Raw genomic sequence first — 16,259 nt, 5'->3', positions numbered from 1 at the left:
ATTTTATGTTATAATCAATTTTATGAACATTTTAGAGTTTTTTAATAAAAGAAAAAATGAAGAAGAAAAATACATAGATAAAACAACAGGTGCATACAATAGGGATTATATTGACATTATAGAAAAAGATTTCTTAAAGAAAAGGTATGCTTTCTTATTGATAGATGTGGACAACTTATCAAATTTATTAAATATCTACGGTAAAGAATTCTTAGAACTAATCCTTAGAGACCTTGTAAGTCTTATAAAAAGAAATATTAGGGAAAACGACAAAATTATCAGAGTAGGTCATGATGAATTCTTAATACTTTTAGAAAAAGATGGGAACGATACTAACTATTTAGGCATAGCTGAAAAGATTGTAAGTAAAGTTGCAATCAACCCATTCTTTATAATAAAAGACAAAGTTAAAATAACCGTTTCTGCAGGTTTATACATCAATGCTGATAAAGAAAAGAGTTTTGAGGATGCATTTAAAAAGGCAGACAAAGCTCTACTACTGGCTAAAGAAAAAGGTAAAAACAGAGTTGAACTTTACAGCGATAGAAGTATTAACCTTATTGATAGAAGACTTTCCGATATAAAAGAGGCTATATTAGAAAATAGAGTGATATGCTTTTACCAACCAATATTTAATGTACAGACGTTTAAAACATTTAAATATGAAAGTTTAGTAAGGATATTAACGAAAGAAAGAAAAATTATCTTACCGGGAATGTTTCTAAATTCTATTAAAGGGAGTCATGTTTATAAAGAGTTAACAAGAAAGATGTTAGAGTTTAATTTTTCAATTTTAAATAGAAAAAACAGTTAAACCTTTTATCAAAGGCTTTACAATCCAAAAACAAGGAAGAGATTTACAAATCTGTAGGATGGATATCTATGAATAACTGTTCAAAGTGTCATAATACTCACCAAACAGTAGCAGAGTTAAAAGAAAAGTTTAATAAATAATATTTTATGTTATAATCAATTTTATGAACATTTTAGAGTTTTTTAATAAAAGAAAAAATGAAGAAGAAAAATACATAGATAAAACAACAGGTGCATACAATAGGGATTATATTGACATTATAGAAAAAGATTTCTTAAAGAAAAGGTATGCTTTCTTATTGATAGATGTGGACAACTTATCAAATTTATTAAATATCTACGGTAAAGAATTCTTAGAACTAATCCTTAGAGACCTTGTAAGTCTTATAAAAAGAAATATTAGGGAAAACGACAAAATTATCAGAGTAGGTCATGATGAATTCTTAATACTTTTAGAAAAAGATGGGAACGATACTAACTATTTAGGCATAGCTGAAAAGATTGTAAGTAAAGTTGCAATCAACCCATTCTTTATAATAAAAGACAAAGTTAAAATAACCGTTTCTGCAGGTTTATACATCAATGCTGATAAAGAAAAGAGTTTTGAGGATGCATTTAAAAAGGCAGACAAAGCTCTACTACTGGCTAAAGAAAAAGGTAAAAACAGAGTTGAACTTTACAGCGATAGAAGTATTAACCTTATTGATAGAAGACTTTCCGATATAAAAGAGGCTATATTAGAAAATAGAGTGATATGCTTTTACCAACCAATATTTAATGTACAGACGTTTAAAACATTTAAATATGAAAGTTTAGTAAGGATATTAACGAAAGAAAGAAAAATTATCTTACCGGGAATGTTTCTAAATTCTATTAAAGGGAGTCATGTTTATAAAGAGTTAACAAGAAAGATGTTAGAGTTTAATTTTTCAATTTTAAATAGAAAAAACATAAATATAAGCGTAAATCTGCTACCTTCAGATATACTGGATGAAGATATATTGAAAATTTTACTATCATTAGGAAAAAACCTTAGAGAAAAAGTCACTATTGAACTTTTAGAATCTGAAAGTGTAAGTGAGTATTCAAAACTGAGAGATAAGATAAATACACTAAAAGATGCTGGATACAAGATTGCCTTAGATGATTTTGGTAGTGGTTATTCTAATATATTGCATATAGTAGAACTTAGTTTTGATTACATTAAAATAGACGGTCAAATCATTAGGAAAATAGACAAAGACTCAATTTCCTATAGTGCAGTAAAAGCTATTAGAGGACTTACAAAAGAGCTTAACATACCTACAGTTGCTGAATTTATATCTTCACAAGAAATATTTGATAAAGTGAAAGAGTTAGGAATAGACTATGGTCAAGGTTACTTCTTTAAAGAACCTATCAATCTCTCTGAGATTCAATAGTTTCAAGTAGTATTTTTCTATTTACTGTAGCAGTTCCAATCTCCCCTACCACATAGCCAGCTGCATAATTGGATATAGTAGCACTCTCTTCCCATGATCCACTTGCTAACCTTGATAAAGCTAAAACAGAAATTACCGTATCGCCAGCTCCTGTAACATCAAAAACTTTCCTTGCTTTAGCCGGAATTTTTAAAACTTTACCTCTCTCAAAGAGAACCATCCCTTCACTGCCAAGGGTTATAAGAAGTTGGTTTATCCTTAGACTTTCCATTATCCTTTTTCCTACTTCTTCTATACTTTCTGATTTATCAGCTTTTATACTTTCGTAGGCCTCTTTTTTATTTGGAGTCATTATTGTAATTTCTTCGTATAAGTGAAAGTTAGAAGGTTTTGGGTCTACAAAAACAGGTTTGTTAGTGGATTTTATATAACTCATTATTTTTTCAGTGACAACTCCTTTACCATAATCAGATACAATAAAGCCATCTACTTTACTTTCAATACTTTTTAGAGATTCTAATAACTTTTCTTCTATTTCTCTATCTAATGGCTTTCTTTCTTCTCTATCTATTCTTAAAAGTTGTTGACTGACTGCTATAACCCTTGTTTTTTCTATTGTTGGTCTTGAACTGTCTTTGATTAAAACAGAGTGTATACCTTTTTCTTTAATAAGTTTTTCTATAAGTCTACCGTTTTCATCATCTCCTACAATTCCAACCATATAGGCAGTTGCATCTAAAGCTACTATGTTGTTAGCGACGTTTGAAGCTCCACCTAAAGATAACGTTTCTCTTTTTACATCAACTATTGGAACCGGAGCTTCAGGAGATATTCTCTCTACTTCTCCCCATAGATACTTATCAAGGATAACATCACCTACAACAGCTATCTTTATATTACTAAATTTTGAGATAAGCTCTTCTGCTCGTTGTACACTTATCATGGGAATAAAGGTAAATTCTCTAAACAGTAGTTTTCTGGTTTATTTAAGATTATATTTAAATTTTGAACAGCCTGAGAAGAAGCGCCTTTTGATAGGTTATCTATGGCAGAAGTAATGACTGCGATTTTATTTTTTTCATCGTAATCTACATAAATATCACAAAAGTTTGTGCCGATTACTTCTTTTACCCTTGATGGTCTATCTTGAAGTCTTATAAAGTATTCATTTTTATAAGTATCGTAGTAAAGCTCTTTTAAATCTTTCTTAGATATCTCTATAAAAACATTTATAGTAGATAGCATCCCTCTTGATATAGGAATAATGTGTGGAGTAAATCTTATTGAAATCTTTTTCTTAGATACATTTTCTATAACATCTTCCATTTCTGGAGTGTGTCTGTGTTTTGTAATATTATAGGCGTAAACATTTGAATAACTTTCTGGGTACATAAAGTCTTCTTTTAAATGTCTTCCAGCTCCAGATATTCCTGATAGAGCGTTTACAATAACAGAGTTGTTTTGATTGAGTAAATTATTCTTTATAAGAGGATACAAACCCAGTAAGGTAGCTGTAGGATAACACCCCGGATTTGCTACAATTTTTGCAGTTTTTATTTTATCTCTATAAATCTCTGGAAGTCCATAAACAGCTTCTTCTAACAAATGAGGATAGTTATGTTCAAAACCGTAATATTCTTTATAAACTTCAGATTTTTTTATCCTATAGGCAGCTGACAGATCTATTATGATTTTACCGTTATCGTAAAGCTGTTTTACTAATTCTAAAGATGCTTCATGAGGCAGACAGAGAAAGTAAATATCTGATATACTTAAATCTAAATTTTCTTTAAATGTAAGATTTTCATACTTTGATTTTGTAAAAACAGGGAAAACATCTTTTAGCGTTTTCCCTGTATACTGTCTTGAAGTTATCTGATTTATTTCTATATCTTTGTATCTTGACAGTATTCTTAAAAGCTCAGCACCAGTGTATCCTGATGCTCCTGCTATAGCAACATACATTTATATTAACGTTTAGACCATCTGTATTTCGCTCTTGCACCCATTTGGTTGTACTTCTTACGTTCTTTAACTCTAGCATCTCTTGTCATCAATCCTGCAGACTTTAGAGCTGGTCTTAGAGATGGATTGTAAGACTCTAAAGCTTTTGCTATTCCATACATAACAGCTTCTGCTTGAGCTGGTTTTCCACTTCCTTTAACAGTTGCATAAACATCAAATTTACCAAGTGTTTCTGTAACTACAAATGGATGGTTTATTTTAGCCATTAAGATATCTCTTTCAAAGTAATCTTTCGCGTCCCATTCTTTTCCAGAAGAGCTTCTAACCTTTATTTTACCTTCACCTGGAAATATCCAAACTCTTGCAATTGCTTCTTTTCTTCTTCCTGTTCCATAGAATGAGTTTTTAGGGTCTATTTTTACTGTTTTTTCCATAATACCTCCTTAAAATACTTTCCAGAGTTTTGCTAACTCTTCTAAAGATTTTGGATTTTGAGCTGTATGATTATGCTCTTCTCCTGTGTAAAGTTTTAACCTTTTCATGTATCTTTTTTGGAGTTTGTTTTTAGGAAGCATTCTTTCTACAGCCAATTCTAAAGCTCTTGTTGGTCTGTTTTCTATCATCCATTGGAGGCTTCTAACTTTTAATCCACCGGGAGTGTTTGTGTGGAATTTGTACTCTTTATCAGTTAACTTTTTACCAGTTACGGTAAATTTGTCTGCGTTTAACACAATTACGTAATCTCCACAGTCTACATCTGGTTGAAAGTAAGGCTTATGTTTTCCTCTTAAAACGTTTGCTATCAAAGACGCAAGTCTTCCTAAATTTTTTCCTTTAGCGTCTATTATGTACCAGTCTCTTTTAACATCTTCTTTACGAAGATAGAATGTCTTCATTCTTCCACTCCTCTCTTTAAAAAATTCAAAACAGTATTATATCAAAAATTTATATCTGTGTAAAGTTAAACGTTAGGAGCAATTAAACCGTAATTCCCTGCTTTTTTTCTGTATATAACATTAACCTGTCCTGTCTCAGAGTTTATAAACGGTAAGAAAAACGCCCCTGTCTCTTCCAACAATAACCTTGCATCTTCTACACTCATAGGCTTTTCGGATGGTAAAGGCTCAAGGGTTATTAACGGTCTTTCTATTGAAGGAGTGGTTACTGAATGTTCTTTTAAAGATTCTAACTTTGCCTGTCTTCTTTTTTCTTCTATCCTTCTACTTTTTAACCTAATAAGTTGTCTCTCAACTTCATCTATAACAAAGTCAATAGCAGAGTAAAGGTCGTTACTTTCTTCCCAAGCGTGTATTACACCACCACCTGGAGTGTTAAAGTAAATGTCAATATCTACTCTGTTTCTATGTCTGCGTTTTTCAAAATCGTAAACAACCCTAACTCTAACAGAGTCTTCTGAAGTGTCTAAATCTTTTAAATAGTTTTTTAACCTCTCAAGCTTATGTTCTGTATAAGCTTTAATAAAATCTGTTAGCTCAATGTTTTTTCCCACGTGTTCTACTTGCATGTTTTCCTCCTTAATTTTTTTTTCTTTTTCTTGAGTCAGGTATATTCATCTCTTCTCTATACTTTGTTACAGTCCTTCTTGCAACTCTATCTGTGTTTGTAAAATGTCGTATAAAGAAGGTTTATAGGTTAGTTTATAAAAAGGGTCTTTCTCCTCATCTTCTTCGTAGTAGGAGCCGAATTCTACCTTTTCTAAATTTAAATCAGGTTGGATGTGAGATATCTCTTCCAAAAAAGGGTTTTCCTCTAACTCTCTATTTATCTCTTGGATTAACTCACTTTTTGGTAGGGTTATAATATTCAGCTGCTGTTTTAAAGATAGAGTTAACTTTAACTTATTTTGAAGCTTAAGACTAAGCCCTTGCTTCATCTATCATTTCCTTGATTTTTTTTATTGTTTGATTTTTATCTTGAGACTGTAAGATAGGTCTTCCTATTACTAAAATGTCAGCTCCATTTAAGACAGCTTCTTTTGGAGTGGCTATCCTTGTTTGATCATCAGTTTTCTCCGTTGTTAATCTTATACCAGGGACTACTGCTAAAAACGGTTTATCTATGTTTAATTTTAAGTATTTTACTTCATGGGAAGAGCAAACTATACCATCTAAGCCGTTTAAAATCCCTTCCTTTGCAAGGTTTAAAGCTAAATCTTGTAGTGAGTACTGACTTTTTATGTAGTTTACATAATCTTGAGAATGGCTTGTTAGAATAGTTACTCCTAAGAGTTTTAGATTTGAACCATCTTTTCCCTCTACAGCTTTTTCAATCATATCTCTACCACCTAAGGTATGGATGGTTAGATAGTCAGCTCCTACTTCTACAGCTGCTTTTACACCGTTGTAAACTGTGTTTGGTATATCATGGAGCTTTAGGTCTAAAAAAAGCTCAAAACCTCTATATTTTATGTTTTTAACTAACTCTTTACCGTACCTTATAAAAAGTGCATAACCTACTTTTACTATTATCTTCTCTTGAATTTCGTCAAGTATTTTGTAAGCTTGCTTATCGTGTTCTACGTCTAAGGCTAAAGCTATATTCACTTTCTACCTACCGCTTTTTTTATTTCATCTATAGATATTTTATAATAAATCGGTCTTCCGTGGGGGCAAACATTTGGATTTTCTGTCTTTATCCAGTTTTTTATAAGTTCCTGAGCTTTTTCTAATGTAAGTCTATCTCCAGCTGTAATTGACATTCTACAGGACAGTGAAGAGGCTACTTTTTCATGGGTAATATCAGGATAACTTTCTACTATTTCATACAGTGTTTCTACTGCTTTTGAAATCTGCATATTGTAAGGTATTGATATTAAGTAGTTATTTTCCACTTTAAAGCCTAAGGTCTCTAATGTATCATTAATCTCTTTTAGTATAAACTCCTGTTTAGGAGATAAATCTAACTTAAAAGGAGATAGTAATCTTTGAGATGGGATTTTCTTACTTTCTTTAAGCTGTGAAAGTATAATTTCATACATAACTCTCTCGTTTGCTACATGCTGGTCAATAAAGTAAACGTAAGAATCACTGTAAGCCACTATAAATGTGTCTTCAATCTGGCCGATTATCTCAAACTTTCCTTCTTTTGTTTGGTATGTTGACTTTGGCTGTTTTAACTCTTGGTATGAAACGGTAAAAGCTTTAAACTCATTTAGGTTATCTTTTAGTAAAGACTCAATCATATCAACTATCACTTTCTCTTTTTGGAACTTAACTTCTATCTTTGCAGGATGAACATTTACATCTACAAAGTAAGGTGGTAGGTCAAAAAATAAGATAAAAAAGTTATCTCCAATTTTCTTCTTCATTATAGAACTAATAAAAGGACTTTTGACAGGTCTTTTGTTGATAAATATATGGCTTTTTTTATTTTTAACTGAATCTAAACTGACAAATCCATAAACTTTACCTAAATAGTTTTCATACTCTACATACTTTAAATTTTCAACAAAATCTTTACCGTAGATAAGCGTTAACCTTTCTTTTAAAGAGGAAGGATAGAGATTGTAAACCTGTTTTGAGTCTATAGATAGTTTAAAGTGTTTATCAGGGTTTGCAATGGCGTAGTTTAAAAAGACAGAGACATTATGGATGTTTTCTGTGTTTTCAGATTTTAAAAATTTTTCCCTTGCAAGAACGTTAAAGAAAAGGTCTTTAACTTCTACTTTTGTCCCTACAGGACAACCAACTTCTGAGAAAGACAGAATTTTACCACCTTCTAAAGATAATTGACTGCCGTGTAAGTCGTTTTTAGTCCTTGAAGTTATTGTAAGCCTACTTACAGAAGATATACTTGATAGAGCCTCTCCCCTAAAACCGTAAGTGATAATACTGTATAAGTCTTCTAAAGCTTTTATCTTACTTGTGTAATGTCTTTTTACTGCGTTGATAAGGTCTTGTTTTTCAATACCTTCCCCGTTGTCAAACACAGATATAAGTCTTTTACCAGCTTTTTCTATAGAAACTTCTATCAAAGATGCAGATGTATCAAGGGAGTTTTCTATAAGTTCTTTTAATACGGAAGACGGTCTTTCTACAACTTCACCAGCTGCTATTTTATTTACAACTTCATCAGGTAGTGGTCTTATCTTCACTCTTTAACTTCCTCTACTTTTAACTTTAATCCATTAACTTCAACTATCTTAACTTTACTACCTGCTGGTATAAACTTATCCGAGTAAGCGTTCCAAAGTTCTCCGTGATACATCACTTTACCACCTTTCTTATCAATATCACTTACAACTTCAGCTATATCTCCTACCATGGCTTCTATACCTGTTTTAGGCTTTTCTTTGTGAACTTTTAAGGATAGATAACTAACAATAAAGAAGAATACAGCACTAAATAAAACAACAGGTATTATAACAGATAAAGAAAGGTCACCGTAAGGCGAATCAGAAGGAAGTAAGATTATGGACCCAAGAAGTATTGAGATAGTTCCGGCTAAAGCAAGTCCACCAAACAACGGTGTTATAGCCTCTAAAATAAAGAATAGTATACCTAAACCTATAAGCACAACTCCAAGCCAGTTTACAGACAAGATGTTTAAGGAGTACAAAGCCAAAGCCAGAGATATTAAACCAACCGTTCAACGTTAAAGAAAAGGTCTTTAACTTCTACTTTTGTCCCTACAGGACAACCAACTTCTGAGAAAGACAGAATTTTACCACCTTCTAAAGATAATTGACTGCCGTGTAAGTCGTTTTTAGTCCTTGAAGTTATTGTAAGCCTACTTACAGAAGATATACTTGATAGAGCCTCTCCCCTAAAACCGTAAGTGATAATACTGTATAAGTCTTCTAAAGCTTTTATCTTACTTGTGTAATGTCTTTTTACTGCGTTGATAAGGTCTTGTTTTTCAATACCTTCCCCGTTGTCAAACACAGATATAAGTCTTTTACCAGCTTTTTCTATAGAAACTTCTATCAAAGATGCAGATGTATCAAGGGAGTTTTCTATAAGTTCTTTTAATACGGAAGACGGTCTTTCTACAACTTCACCAGCTGCTATTTTATTTACAACTTCATCAGGTAGTGGTCTTATCTTCACTCTTTAACTTCCTCTACTTTTAACTTTAATCCATTAACTTCAACTATCTTAACTTTACTACCTGCTGGTATAAACTTATCCGAGTAAGCGTTCCAAAGTTCTCCGTGATACATCACTTTACCACCTTTCTTATCAATATCACTTACAACTTCAGCTATATCTCCTACCATGGCTTCTATACCTGTTTTAGGCTTTTCTTTGTGAACTTTTAAGGATAGATAACTAACAATAAAGAAGAATACAGCACTAAATAAAACAACAGGTATTATAACAGATAAAGAAAGGTCACCGTAAGGCGAATCAGAAGGAAGTAAGATTATGGACCCAAGAAGTATTGAGATAGTTCCGGCTAAAGCAAGTCCACCAAACAACGGTGTTATAGCCTCTAAAATAAAGAATAGTATACCTAAACCTATAAGCACAACTCCAAGCCAGTTTACAGACAAGATGTTTAAGGAGTACAAAGCCAAAGCCAGAGATATTAAACCAACCGTTCCGGGGATTATACTTCCCGGATTGTAAAGTTCAAAAAATATTCCGTAAAATCCAATCATCAAAAGAAAGTAAGCAACCGTTGGGTTAGATAGAAAAGATAAAAGCTCTTCTTTAAAACTTTTTTCTACAAATACAATCTTATCACCTTTTAGGTTTAAAATTATCTCTCTATTGTTTTTAACAATCTTTTTACCATTTATCTTATCTATCAAATCGTTTAAATCTTTTGCCACTAAATCAACAACCTTTTTATTAACAGCTTCGTCGGATGGAAGGTTTACACTTTCTGTTATCATCTTTTGTATTATTTCACTGTTTCTACCTTTTTCCTTTGCAATGGCACTCACAAACGCAACCATATCGTTTACTACTTTTTTCTTCATCGTCTCTTCAATATCTCTACCTTCCATAGAAACAGGAGAAGCAGAGCCTATGTTAGTAGAAGGAGCCATAGCTGCAATATCAGCTGATACTGTGATTATAGCACCTGCTGACGCAGCTCTTGACCCTGGTGGATATACAAAAACAACAAAAGGTATTGACGTGTTTTGTATTATCTTTATTATCTCTCTCATTGAAGTGTCTAAACCACCCGGTGTATCAAGCATAAGTATAACTGCTTTTCCATTTTCTCTTTCTGCCTTCTCCACTAACCTTTTTACATAATCAACTGTGGTAGGAGTTATAGCATCGTTCCACTTACCAACAAAGACTTCAGCAAATGAGAATTTAAAAATAAATAGTAAAAGTAAAACTAAAAATTTTTTCATTTCAACTACCTATCGGTATTATCTTTGAATTATTATATTCTAAAACTGATTTTTTGAAAGATTTTAATAAAGCACATATGATAAAAGAAAATTTACCTCAATTGAAGCCAAAGCTTCAAATGATTTACAAGATACTGCTGAAAGAAGAAAATTGAAAAAACTACAAGGAAAAAAATTAAGGGAGCTTTGGAAGCTCCCTTGTATATTCTTTACAACTTAACTACGTTAGCAGCTCTTGGACCTTTTTCTTCTTGAACTATTTCAAACTCTACTTTTTGACCTTCTTCAAGGTTTTTAAACCCTCTACCTTGAATAGCTGAGAAGTGAACGAATATATCCTGCCCGTTATCATCTCTTGTGATAAAACCAAATCCTTTTTTAGAATCAAACCATTTCACTGTTCCTGTAACTTTCATACCTTCTTCCTCCTAAACTCTAACTACGTTTGCTGCTTTAGGACCTTTCTCGTCCTGAGCGATTTCAAACTCTACTTTTTGACCTTCTTCAAGAGTTTTGAAACCTCTTGACTGAATTGCTGAAAAATGAACAAAAACATCTCCTTGGCCATCATCTCTTGTGATGAAGCCAAATCCTTTCTTTGAGTTGAACCACTTAACTGTACCTGTGATACGCACGACAAAAAACCTCCAAAAATTAATTTAAAATTACCTCTAACAGAAGAGGTTTAAAGAAATACTTTTGATTTTGGGACTTTTGAAGACTTTTTGATTGTGTGTCTTACTCCCCTTGGTACTTCTTTAAACATCTTCTATTATCTATGTACACATATTATGAGATAGATAAATTAAAAAGTCAACTATATACTGCACTTTTTTTATGCAATATTTTCGTTATTCCATACTTGTCAAATCGCCAAAAAAGGTATATCCTTTATATCTAGGAATTACACTTGAGGGTAGAAATATGGAAATCTCATATTTAAGAATATCTGTAACAGATAAATGTAATTTAAAATGTTTTTACTGCAGACCAGATAATATGGAGTTTATTCCTCACGATGAGATATTAAGATATGAAGAAATTGCAAAGTTAGTCAAAGCGATGACAAAGTATGGACTAAAAAAAGTCAGAATAACAGGCGGAGAACCTTTAGTCAGACCACAAATAGAAAATTTAGTATCACTACTTAAAAGCATTCCTCAGATAGAAGATATAGGAATGACAACAAATGGAATAACACTATCTTATCATGCGGAAAAATTAAGAAAAGCTGGGTTAAATAGATTAAACATAAGTATAGATAGCCTAAAACCAGATTTATTCTACAAAATAACCAAAGGAAGATTAGAAGATGTTTTAGAAGGTATAAGAGTAAGTAAAAAGTTAGGGTTTGACCCTATAAAGATAAATGCGGTGGTAATAAAAGGTTTAAATGAAGATGAAGCTCTTGATTTTGTAGAGTTTGCCATAGATTACGGCGTAGAGGTTAGATTTATAGAAATGATGCCACTTGGACAAGGGTCTATAAAATGGGAAAAAGATATGGTTCAACCTCTTGAAGAGATAAAAAGAAAAATAGAGGAAAAATATGGGACACTAATTCCGTCGTTTTCAATCGGTAGTGGTGCTGCTAGAGTCTATGAGATACCAAAGTATAAGGCAAAAATTGGATTTATTACCCCTATATCAAATCCATTCTGCGATGGTTGTTCTAAATTAAGACTCACTGCTGAAGGTAGTATTAAATTATGTCTTAGAACAGATGAAGAGATTCCTGTAAAAGAAGTTTTGAGATACGGAAGTGAGGAAGATTTAGACAGATTTTTACAGCAAGTATTAGTAGCAAAAGAAATATCAAATCTAAAGATTAAAAATAGTAGCTATGCTTTTTCAGACTGTGTCAGGGTAATGACAAGTATAGGTGGGTAAATTAATTTAATTTGAATTTTTTAGTGTATAATTTTTCTAAAAAATTTTAGGTGATTTGCCATGGCAGAGATTAAAGGTCAGATTGACAAAGAAGTTATTGATACACTTGTATCTTTAACAAGGAATATCTTGGGGGATAAAGCGGTTGACGAAATACTAAGAGTTTTACCTGAAAAACTAAAAGGCTCTCCTACAGGGAAAGATATAGTTTTTGCATTTGCTGATGAAGTGCAAAATATTTACGGTAAAAAAGGTGGTTATGCTATTATAAGACAGCTTGGTAGAGAAGTTGCTAAAGTTTTGATGGATAACCATCCAAAAGAAGAATGGGAAGAATTACTTGAAAAAAGTTTGAACACGTTTGGTTTTGCATACAAGATAGAAAGAAACAAAAACGAAGCGTATATATGTAACTGTGTATTTTACGAAGGCGTTTTAAAACCAAGAAACTTAGCACCTATTGAACACTGTGTTTGTTGGTGTGGATGGGGATTTATAGAGGCTTTTGTAAGGAAGTTAGAAGAGGGTGTAAAGGGCATTCAATGGGTTGAAAGGGATTACGAAAATCAAAAATGTAAATTTATATTTTTGAGGTAAGAAAATGGATAAAGCTTTAATAGGAGTACTAACCATATCAGACAGGGCAAGTAGAGGAATATACGAAGATATAAGTGGAAAAGCAATTATAGATTATTTAAACGATGTTTTAATCACACCTTTTGAAGTAGACTACAGAGTTATACCTGACGAGTTTGAAGTTATAAAAGAAACTATGATAGATATGGTAGATAATAAAGGCTGTTGTCTTATTCTTACTACTGGAGGAACTGGACCAGCTAAAAGAGATGTTACACCTGAGGCAACGGAATCAGTCTGTGAAAAGATGATGCCCGGATTTGGAGAACTGATGAGACAAGTTTCTCTGCAGCAGGTACCTACTGCTATTTTATCAAGACAAACAGCTGGAATAAGAGGTAGCTGTCTAATAGTAAACCTTCCAGGTAAGCCTCAGTCTATAAAACTGTGTCTTGATGCAGTTTTTCCAGCTATACCTTACTGTATTGAGCTTATAGATGGACCGTTTATTGACACAGACCCATCTAAAGTAAAAGCTTTTCGTCCTAAGAAATAACGTTATTTTTATAAGCCTGAAAAGTGTTATAAAGTAGCATAGCAACAGTCATAGGACCAACACCACCGGGAACAGGTGTTATGGCTGATACTTTTTTACTTACATTTTCAAAGTCTACGTCTCCAACTATTTTACCATCAACCCTGTTTATACCTACATCTATGACAACTGCTCCTTCTTTAACCATATCTGCAGTTATAAGTTTAGGTTTACCTACAGCAACCACAAGAATATCTGCTTTTAATGTGTGGGATTTTAAATCTTTCGTATTTTTATGACATATAGTAACAGTAGATTTTTCATCTTTTAAAAACAGCAAGGACATAGGCTTTCCTACTATATTACTTGCCCCTACTACTACAACATCCTTTCCAAAAGTGTCTATATTGTAGTACTCAAGGAGTTTCATTATACCGTAAGGAGTGCAAGGGATTATACCATCATTTCTTCCAGTTGCAAGTTTTCCTACATTAAGAGGATGAAAACCATCAACGTCTTTTTTTGGATTTATAGCTTCTATTATCTCTAAAGTGTTTATATGAGAAGGAAGAGGGAGCTGAACTAAAATTCCGTCAACTTCCTCATCTCCGTTAAGCTGTCCTATAAGGTCTAAAAGTTCTATCTGAGTTATGTTCTCTGGCAAGAAGAAGGGTTTAGAGTTTATTCCAACAGACTGACAGTCTTTAATCTTTTTATTAACGTATATCTGACTTGCAGGATTTTCTCCCACAAGTATAACAGCTAAAGTAGGTCTTCTGTAGCCTTTATTTAAAAACTCTTGTAATTCTTGCTTTATCTGGTTTTTAATCTTTTCAGCTAACTCCTTTCCATTTAAAAGAATCATCAAAACTCCCTTAGTGTTTAAAGTGTCTCATTTTTGTAAAAATCATAGCAATTGAGTACTCATTACAAGCTTGAATAACTTCGTTGTCCCTTATAGAACCTCCGGGCTGAATTACAGCCTTTATCCCATACTTAGCGGCAAAATCTATACTATCTCTAAACGGGAAGAATGCTTCCGATGCAAGAACACTTCCTTCTAACTCAAGTCCAAACTCTTGAGCTTTCTTAACAGCTGTTTCTAAACTGTCAACCCTTGAAGTTTGACCTACCCCTATACCTATAGACCTTTTGTCTTTAGCTATTACAACTGCGTTTGATTTAACATGTTTTACTACTTTTAATGCAAATATTAAGTCTTCTAACTCTTTTTCTGTTGGTTTTCTTTCTGTTACCACTTCTAAAGTCTCATAAACCTTCCGTCCAATATTTCGGGAAAGCCTGTGACTTGAGATACTTCTATTACATTTATACCATTTTCTTTTAAGTATTTAGCAGTCCCTGAAGAAGACACTATCTCATAACCAAGGTTTACAAGTTCTCTTGCAAAATCTATAACTCCTGTTTTGTTTGATACAGATATTAAAGCTCTTTTCAACTACTCCTCCTTACTTTCACTTTTTTGTTCTTCTTGGAGAGATTGTTTTATTATATCTTCCATTATGTTTGCAAGCATTTCTCCTCTTTGGTAAATAGTGTGTTCCCTTAAAACTTTATCTCTTCCAGCTTTTGATATTTCAGCCATCTCGTCAGCAGCTTCTTCAAGGTAGTAAGCAACTTTTCCTTCTATCTCAATGAAATCTATAGGATGGTATGTAATTATCTCTTTTTCTGGAGTAAAGAATGATTTTGATAAAAGTCTTTCTTCTACAAAGGTTAAACTTCCAGTAGCAACACTGTCAAAAACTGTAAATCCAAGTCCTGTAGGTATAAAAGGTGGTTGACTTAGAAGGGATATTTTTGTTCTTGATAGAAAGTCTATAACATCTTTTTGAGTAACAATATCTTCATGAACTACAACGTTTTCTTTTGGCTCTCCTATAACAGGTCCTAAAACGTTCACCTCATAGTTTTCTATAGCATCTAATATAGACCATCTTCTTAAGTACATTGCATACAAACCTATCTCTGTCAGTAGTGCCATGAAATCTGCTTCGTTTTCTTGCTGGAACTGGTATAGAGCTGCTTGAAAATCAGGATTTAACTGGGATATTAAGTATCCAGATGCAAATCTAATAGGCATATCAGGGTTTCTGTATATAAGCCTTCCAAGTTCTACTGCAAATCCAAACAAGTTAGGGTCAAACCTTTCTTGCCACTGACTTTCTATCATATTCGGGTCTGTAATTGGACCTACAAATGCAACTTCAAACTCTTTTTCTCTAAGTGGTGGTATTTTTGAAGGGTTTACTCCGGGTGGAATAAATGCAACGTTTTTACCTGCAGACCTTAACCACTGGGCGTGTTCTATATCTATATTTACGTAAAGTATCTGGTTTGATTGTAAAACAGGCTTGAGTTTTGTAAAATGTATCATAGGGTCATCTATAAACCATGTTATATGAATGTTCCCAAGCAAATCACAGAAAGGTTGCTGCTGACCTTCCCTTTCTGCGTATATCATTCCATCAAGGTTTAAATCAACAGTAAAAAGAGGTTTATACTCTATTATTTCATTTATAACATCTTGAACGTTTTCAGCTGTAAGGTCTATCACCTTAACTTCAAAGTTTCTTGCAGAAATTGATTTAGCCAATCCATCTATTATAGACTCTGACATCTGTTTTGGGTCAGGTGTCTTTAAAAAAACTACCCTCGGTTTTAAAACTTTGTTTTCTTCCATTGGAAAACTCCTTTTAAATAC

At 32.7% G+C, this 16,259-nt stretch carries 23 protein-coding genes; 5 read left to right on the top strand and 18 right to left on the bottom strand.

Annotated elements, in window-relative coordinates; genetic code table 11:
• The first annotated feature begins 22 nt into the window (after positions 1-22).
• Entirely contained in the window at positions 23-814 is a 792-nt protein-coding gene (locus SULAZ_RS02165; protein ID WP_012673483.1) for a diguanylate cyclase, read from the top strand.
• Between the two features lie 163 nt (positions 815-977).
• Positions 978-2,234, top strand: a complete 1,257-nt coding sequence (locus SULAZ_RS02160) for an EAL domain-containing protein (protein ID WP_012673519.1) — start codon at positions 978-980, stop codon at positions 2,232-2,234.
• Here SULAZ_RS02160 and rfaE1 read toward each other — a convergent pair.
• The 14 genes from rfaE1 to SULAZ_RS02095 form a co-directional block, all read right to left on the bottom strand.
• Positions 2,212-3,177 carry a D-glycero-beta-D-manno-heptose-7-phosphate kinase gene (gene rfaE1 / locus SULAZ_RS02155; protein ID WP_012675078.1) on the bottom strand — a complete coding sequence of 322 codons (966 nt, stop codon included), beginning with the start codon at positions 3,175-3,177 and terminating at the stop codon, positions 2,212-2,214. The genes SULAZ_RS02160 and rfaE1 overlap by 23 nt on opposite strands.
• Complete coding sequence (argC, locus tag SULAZ_RS02150; protein WP_012674691.1) at positions 3,174-4,199, bottom strand: N-acetyl-gamma-glutamyl-phosphate reductase; 1,026 nt, start codon at positions 4,197-4,199, stop codon at positions 3,174-3,176. The genes rfaE1 and argC overlap by 4 nt, the downstream gene beginning before the upstream one ends.
• 5 nt (positions 4,200-4,204) lie before the next feature.
• Complete coding sequence (gene rpsI / locus SULAZ_RS02145; RefSeq protein ID WP_012673907.1) at positions 4,205-4,633, bottom strand: 30S ribosomal protein S9; 429 nt, start codon at positions 4,631-4,633, stop codon at positions 4,205-4,207.
• A gap of 9 nt (positions 4,634-4,642) precedes the next feature.
• Positions 4,643-5,095 carry a 50S ribosomal protein L13 gene (gene rplM, locus SULAZ_RS02140; protein WP_012674862.1) on the bottom strand — a complete coding sequence of 151 codons (453 nt, stop codon included), beginning with the start codon at positions 5,093-5,095 and terminating at the stop codon, positions 4,643-4,645.
• Positions 5,096-5,160: 65 nt separating this feature from the next.
• Positions 5,161-5,724, bottom strand: coding sequence for a ribosome hibernation-promoting factor, HPF/YfiA family (gene hpf, locus SULAZ_RS02135; protein ID WP_012674849.1), 564 nt, complete (start codon positions 5,722-5,724; stop codon positions 5,161-5,163).
• Between the two features lie 10 nt (positions 5,725-5,734).
• Positions 5,735-5,836: an RNA polymerase factor sigma-54 gene (locus SULAZ_RS09295; RefSeq protein ID WP_083758904.1), complete on the bottom strand. Its 102-nt coding sequence runs from the start codon at positions 5,834-5,836 to the stop codon at positions 5,735-5,737.
• Positions 5,791-6,093, bottom strand: coding sequence for an RNA polymerase sigma-54 factor (locus tag SULAZ_RS02130; protein ID WP_012674538.1), 303 nt, complete (start codon positions 6,091-6,093; stop codon positions 5,791-5,793). Before SULAZ_RS02130 ends, SULAZ_RS09295 begins: the two co-directional genes overlap by 46 nt.
• On the bottom strand, positions 6,077-6,763 hold the full coding sequence (gene pyrF, locus SULAZ_RS02125) for an orotidine-5'-phosphate decarboxylase (RefSeq protein WP_012673508.1): 687 nt from the start codon (positions 6,761-6,763) through the stop codon (positions 6,077-6,079). Before pyrF ends, SULAZ_RS02130 begins: the two co-directional genes overlap by 17 nt.
• Positions 6,760-8,313: a DNA mismatch repair endonuclease MutL gene (gene mutL, locus SULAZ_RS02120; protein WP_012674446.1), complete on the bottom strand. Its 1,554-nt coding sequence runs from the start codon at positions 8,311-8,313 to the stop codon at positions 6,760-6,762. The genes pyrF and mutL (SULAZ_RS02120) overlap by 4 nt, the downstream gene beginning before the upstream one ends.
• Positions 8,310-8,783 carry an NfeD family protein gene (locus SULAZ_RS02115; protein ID WP_012674458.1) on the bottom strand — a complete coding sequence of 158 codons (474 nt, stop codon included), beginning with the start codon at positions 8,781-8,783 and terminating at the stop codon, positions 8,310-8,312. The genes mutL (SULAZ_RS02120) and SULAZ_RS02115 overlap by 4 nt, the downstream gene beginning before the upstream one ends.
• Before the next feature lie 11 nt (positions 8,784-8,794).
• The gene (mutL, locus tag SULAZ_RS02110) at positions 8,795-9,268 is read right to left on the bottom strand and encodes a DNA mismatch repair endonuclease MutL (RefSeq protein WP_012674114.1); all 474 of its coding nucleotides are present in this window, start codon (positions 9,266-9,268) and stop codon (positions 8,795-8,797) included.
• Positions 9,265-10,533: an NfeD family protein gene (locus SULAZ_RS02105; RefSeq protein ID WP_012673623.1), complete on the bottom strand. Its 1,269-nt coding sequence runs from the start codon at positions 10,531-10,533 to the stop codon at positions 9,265-9,267. The genes mutL (SULAZ_RS02110) and SULAZ_RS02105 overlap by 4 nt, the downstream gene beginning before the upstream one ends.
• 209 nt (positions 10,534-10,742) lie before the next feature.
• Complete coding sequence (locus tag SULAZ_RS02100; RefSeq protein WP_012674588.1) at positions 10,743-10,949, bottom strand: cold-shock protein; 207 nt, start codon at positions 10,947-10,949, stop codon at positions 10,743-10,745.
• 12 nt (positions 10,950-10,961) lie between these two features.
• Complete coding sequence (locus tag SULAZ_RS02095) at positions 10,962-11,168, bottom strand: cold-shock protein (RefSeq protein ID WP_012459096.1); 207 nt, start codon at positions 11,166-11,168, stop codon at positions 10,962-10,964.
• Between the two features lie 289 nt (positions 11,169-11,457).
• On the opposite strand from SULAZ_RS02095, the gene moaA reads away from it, so the two are divergent.
• The 3 genes from moaA to mog are packed head-to-tail and all read left to right on the top strand — an operon-like array spanning position 11,458 to position 13,555.
• Positions 11,458-12,423 carry a GTP 3',8-cyclase MoaA gene (moaA, locus tag SULAZ_RS02090; protein ID WP_012673892.1) on the top strand — a complete coding sequence of 322 codons (966 nt, stop codon included), beginning with the start codon at positions 11,458-11,460 and terminating at the stop codon, positions 12,421-12,423.
• A gap of 60 nt (positions 12,424-12,483) precedes the next feature.
• The gene (locus SULAZ_RS02085) at positions 12,484-13,020 is read left to right on the top strand and encodes a hypothetical protein (RefSeq protein WP_012675114.1); all 537 of its coding nucleotides are present in this window, start codon (positions 12,484-12,486) and stop codon (positions 13,018-13,020) included.
• A gap of 4 nt (positions 13,021-13,024) precedes the next feature.
• Complete coding sequence (gene mog / locus SULAZ_RS02080; protein ID WP_012674445.1) at positions 13,025-13,555, top strand: molybdopterin adenylyltransferase; 531 nt, start codon at positions 13,025-13,027, stop codon at positions 13,553-13,555.
• Here mog and folD read toward each other — a convergent pair.
• From folD to SULAZ_RS02065, 4 genes are read right to left on the bottom strand one after another with little or no spacing between them, the layout of a single operon-like run.
• Entirely contained in the window at positions 13,545-14,399 is an 855-nt protein-coding gene (gene folD / locus SULAZ_RS02075) for a bifunctional methylenetetrahydrofolate dehydrogenase/methenyltetrahydrofolate cyclohydrolase FolD (RefSeq protein ID WP_012674098.1), read from the bottom strand. The genes mog and folD overlap by 11 nt on opposite strands.
• A gap of 10 nt (positions 14,400-14,409) precedes the next feature.
• On the bottom strand, positions 14,410-14,793 hold the full coding sequence (locus SULAZ_RS02070; RefSeq protein WP_012673442.1) for a phosphoribosylaminoimidazolecarboxamide formyltransferase: 384 nt from the start codon (positions 14,791-14,793) through the stop codon (positions 14,410-14,412).
• A 2-nt stretch (positions 14,794-14,795) separates the two neighbouring features.
• Positions 14,796-14,993, bottom strand: coding sequence for a bifunctional phosphoribosylaminoimidazolecarboxamide formyltransferase/IMP cyclohydrolase PurH (locus SULAZ_RS09355; RefSeq protein ID WP_012674481.1), 198 nt, complete (start codon positions 14,991-14,993; stop codon positions 14,796-14,798).
• Positions 14,994-16,238, bottom strand: coding sequence for a glycosyltransferase family protein (locus SULAZ_RS02065; protein WP_012673533.1), 1,245 nt, complete (start codon positions 16,236-16,238; stop codon positions 14,994-14,996).
• Positions 16,239-16,259: the final 21 nt, after the last annotated feature.

The organism is Sulfurihydrogenibium azorense Az-Fu1 (genome assembly GCF_000021545.1).
GTDB lineage: Bacteria > Aquificota > Aquificia > Aquificales > Hydrogenothermaceae > Sulfurihydrogenibium > Sulfurihydrogenibium azorense.
This window is presented reverse-complemented; position numbering and strand designations above follow the sequence as displayed.

Bases quoted from the DNA above. Each gene is read 5' to 3' on its own strand.
- SULAZ_RS02130 (WP_012674538.1), bottom strand. From the start codon at position 6,093: ATGAAGCAAGGGCTTAGTCTTAAGCTTCAAAATAAGTTAAAGTTAACT.
- hpf (WP_012674849.1), bottom strand. From the start codon at position 5,724: ATGCAAGTAGAACACGTGGGAAAAAACATTGAGCTAACAGATTTTATT.
- rfaE1 (WP_012675078.1), bottom strand. From the start codon at position 3,177: ATGATAAGTGTACAACGAGCAGAAGAGCTTATCTCAAAATTTAGTAAT.
- mog (WP_012674445.1), top strand. From the start codon at position 13,025: ATGGATAAAGCTTTAATAGGAGTACTAACCATATCAGACAGGGCAAGT.
- SULAZ_RS02160 (WP_012673519.1), top strand. From the start codon at position 978: ATGAACATTTTAGAGTTTTTTAATAAAAGAAAAAATGAAGAAGAAAAA.
- rpsI (WP_012673907.1), bottom strand. From the start codon at position 4,633: ATGGAAAAAACAGTAAAAATAGACCCTAAAAACTCATTCTATGGAACA.
- argC (WP_012674691.1), bottom strand. From the start codon at position 4,199: ATGTATGTTGCTATAGCAGGAGCATCAGGATACACTGGTGCTGAGCTT.
- SULAZ_RS02065 (WP_012673533.1), bottom strand. From the start codon at position 16,238: ATGGAAGAAAACAAAGTTTTAAAACCGAGGGTAGTTTTTTTAAAGACA.
- folD (WP_012674098.1), bottom strand. From the start codon at position 14,399: ATGATTCTTTTAAATGGAAAGGAGTTAGCTGAAAAGATTAAAAACCAG.
- rplM (WP_012674862.1), bottom strand. From the start codon at position 5,095: ATGAAGACATTCTATCTTCGTAAAGAAGATGTTAAAAGAGACTGGTAC.
- moaA (WP_012673892.1), top strand. From the start codon at position 11,458: ATGGAAATCTCATATTTAAGAATATCTGTAACAGATAAATGTAATTTA.
- SULAZ_RS02100 (WP_012674588.1), bottom strand. From the start codon at position 10,949: ATGAAAGTTACAGGAACAGTGAAATGGTTTGATTCTAAAAAAGGATTT.
- SULAZ_RS02105 (WP_012673623.1), bottom strand. From the start codon at position 10,533: ATGAAAAAATTTTTAGTTTTACTTTTACTATTTATTTTTAAATTCTCA.
- SULAZ_RS02085 (WP_012675114.1), top strand. From the start codon at position 12,484: ATGGCAGAGATTAAAGGTCAGATTGACAAAGAAGTTATTGATACACTT.
- SULAZ_RS02165 (WP_012673483.1), top strand. From the start codon at position 23: ATGAACATTTTAGAGTTTTTTAATAAAAGAAAAAATGAAGAAGAAAAA.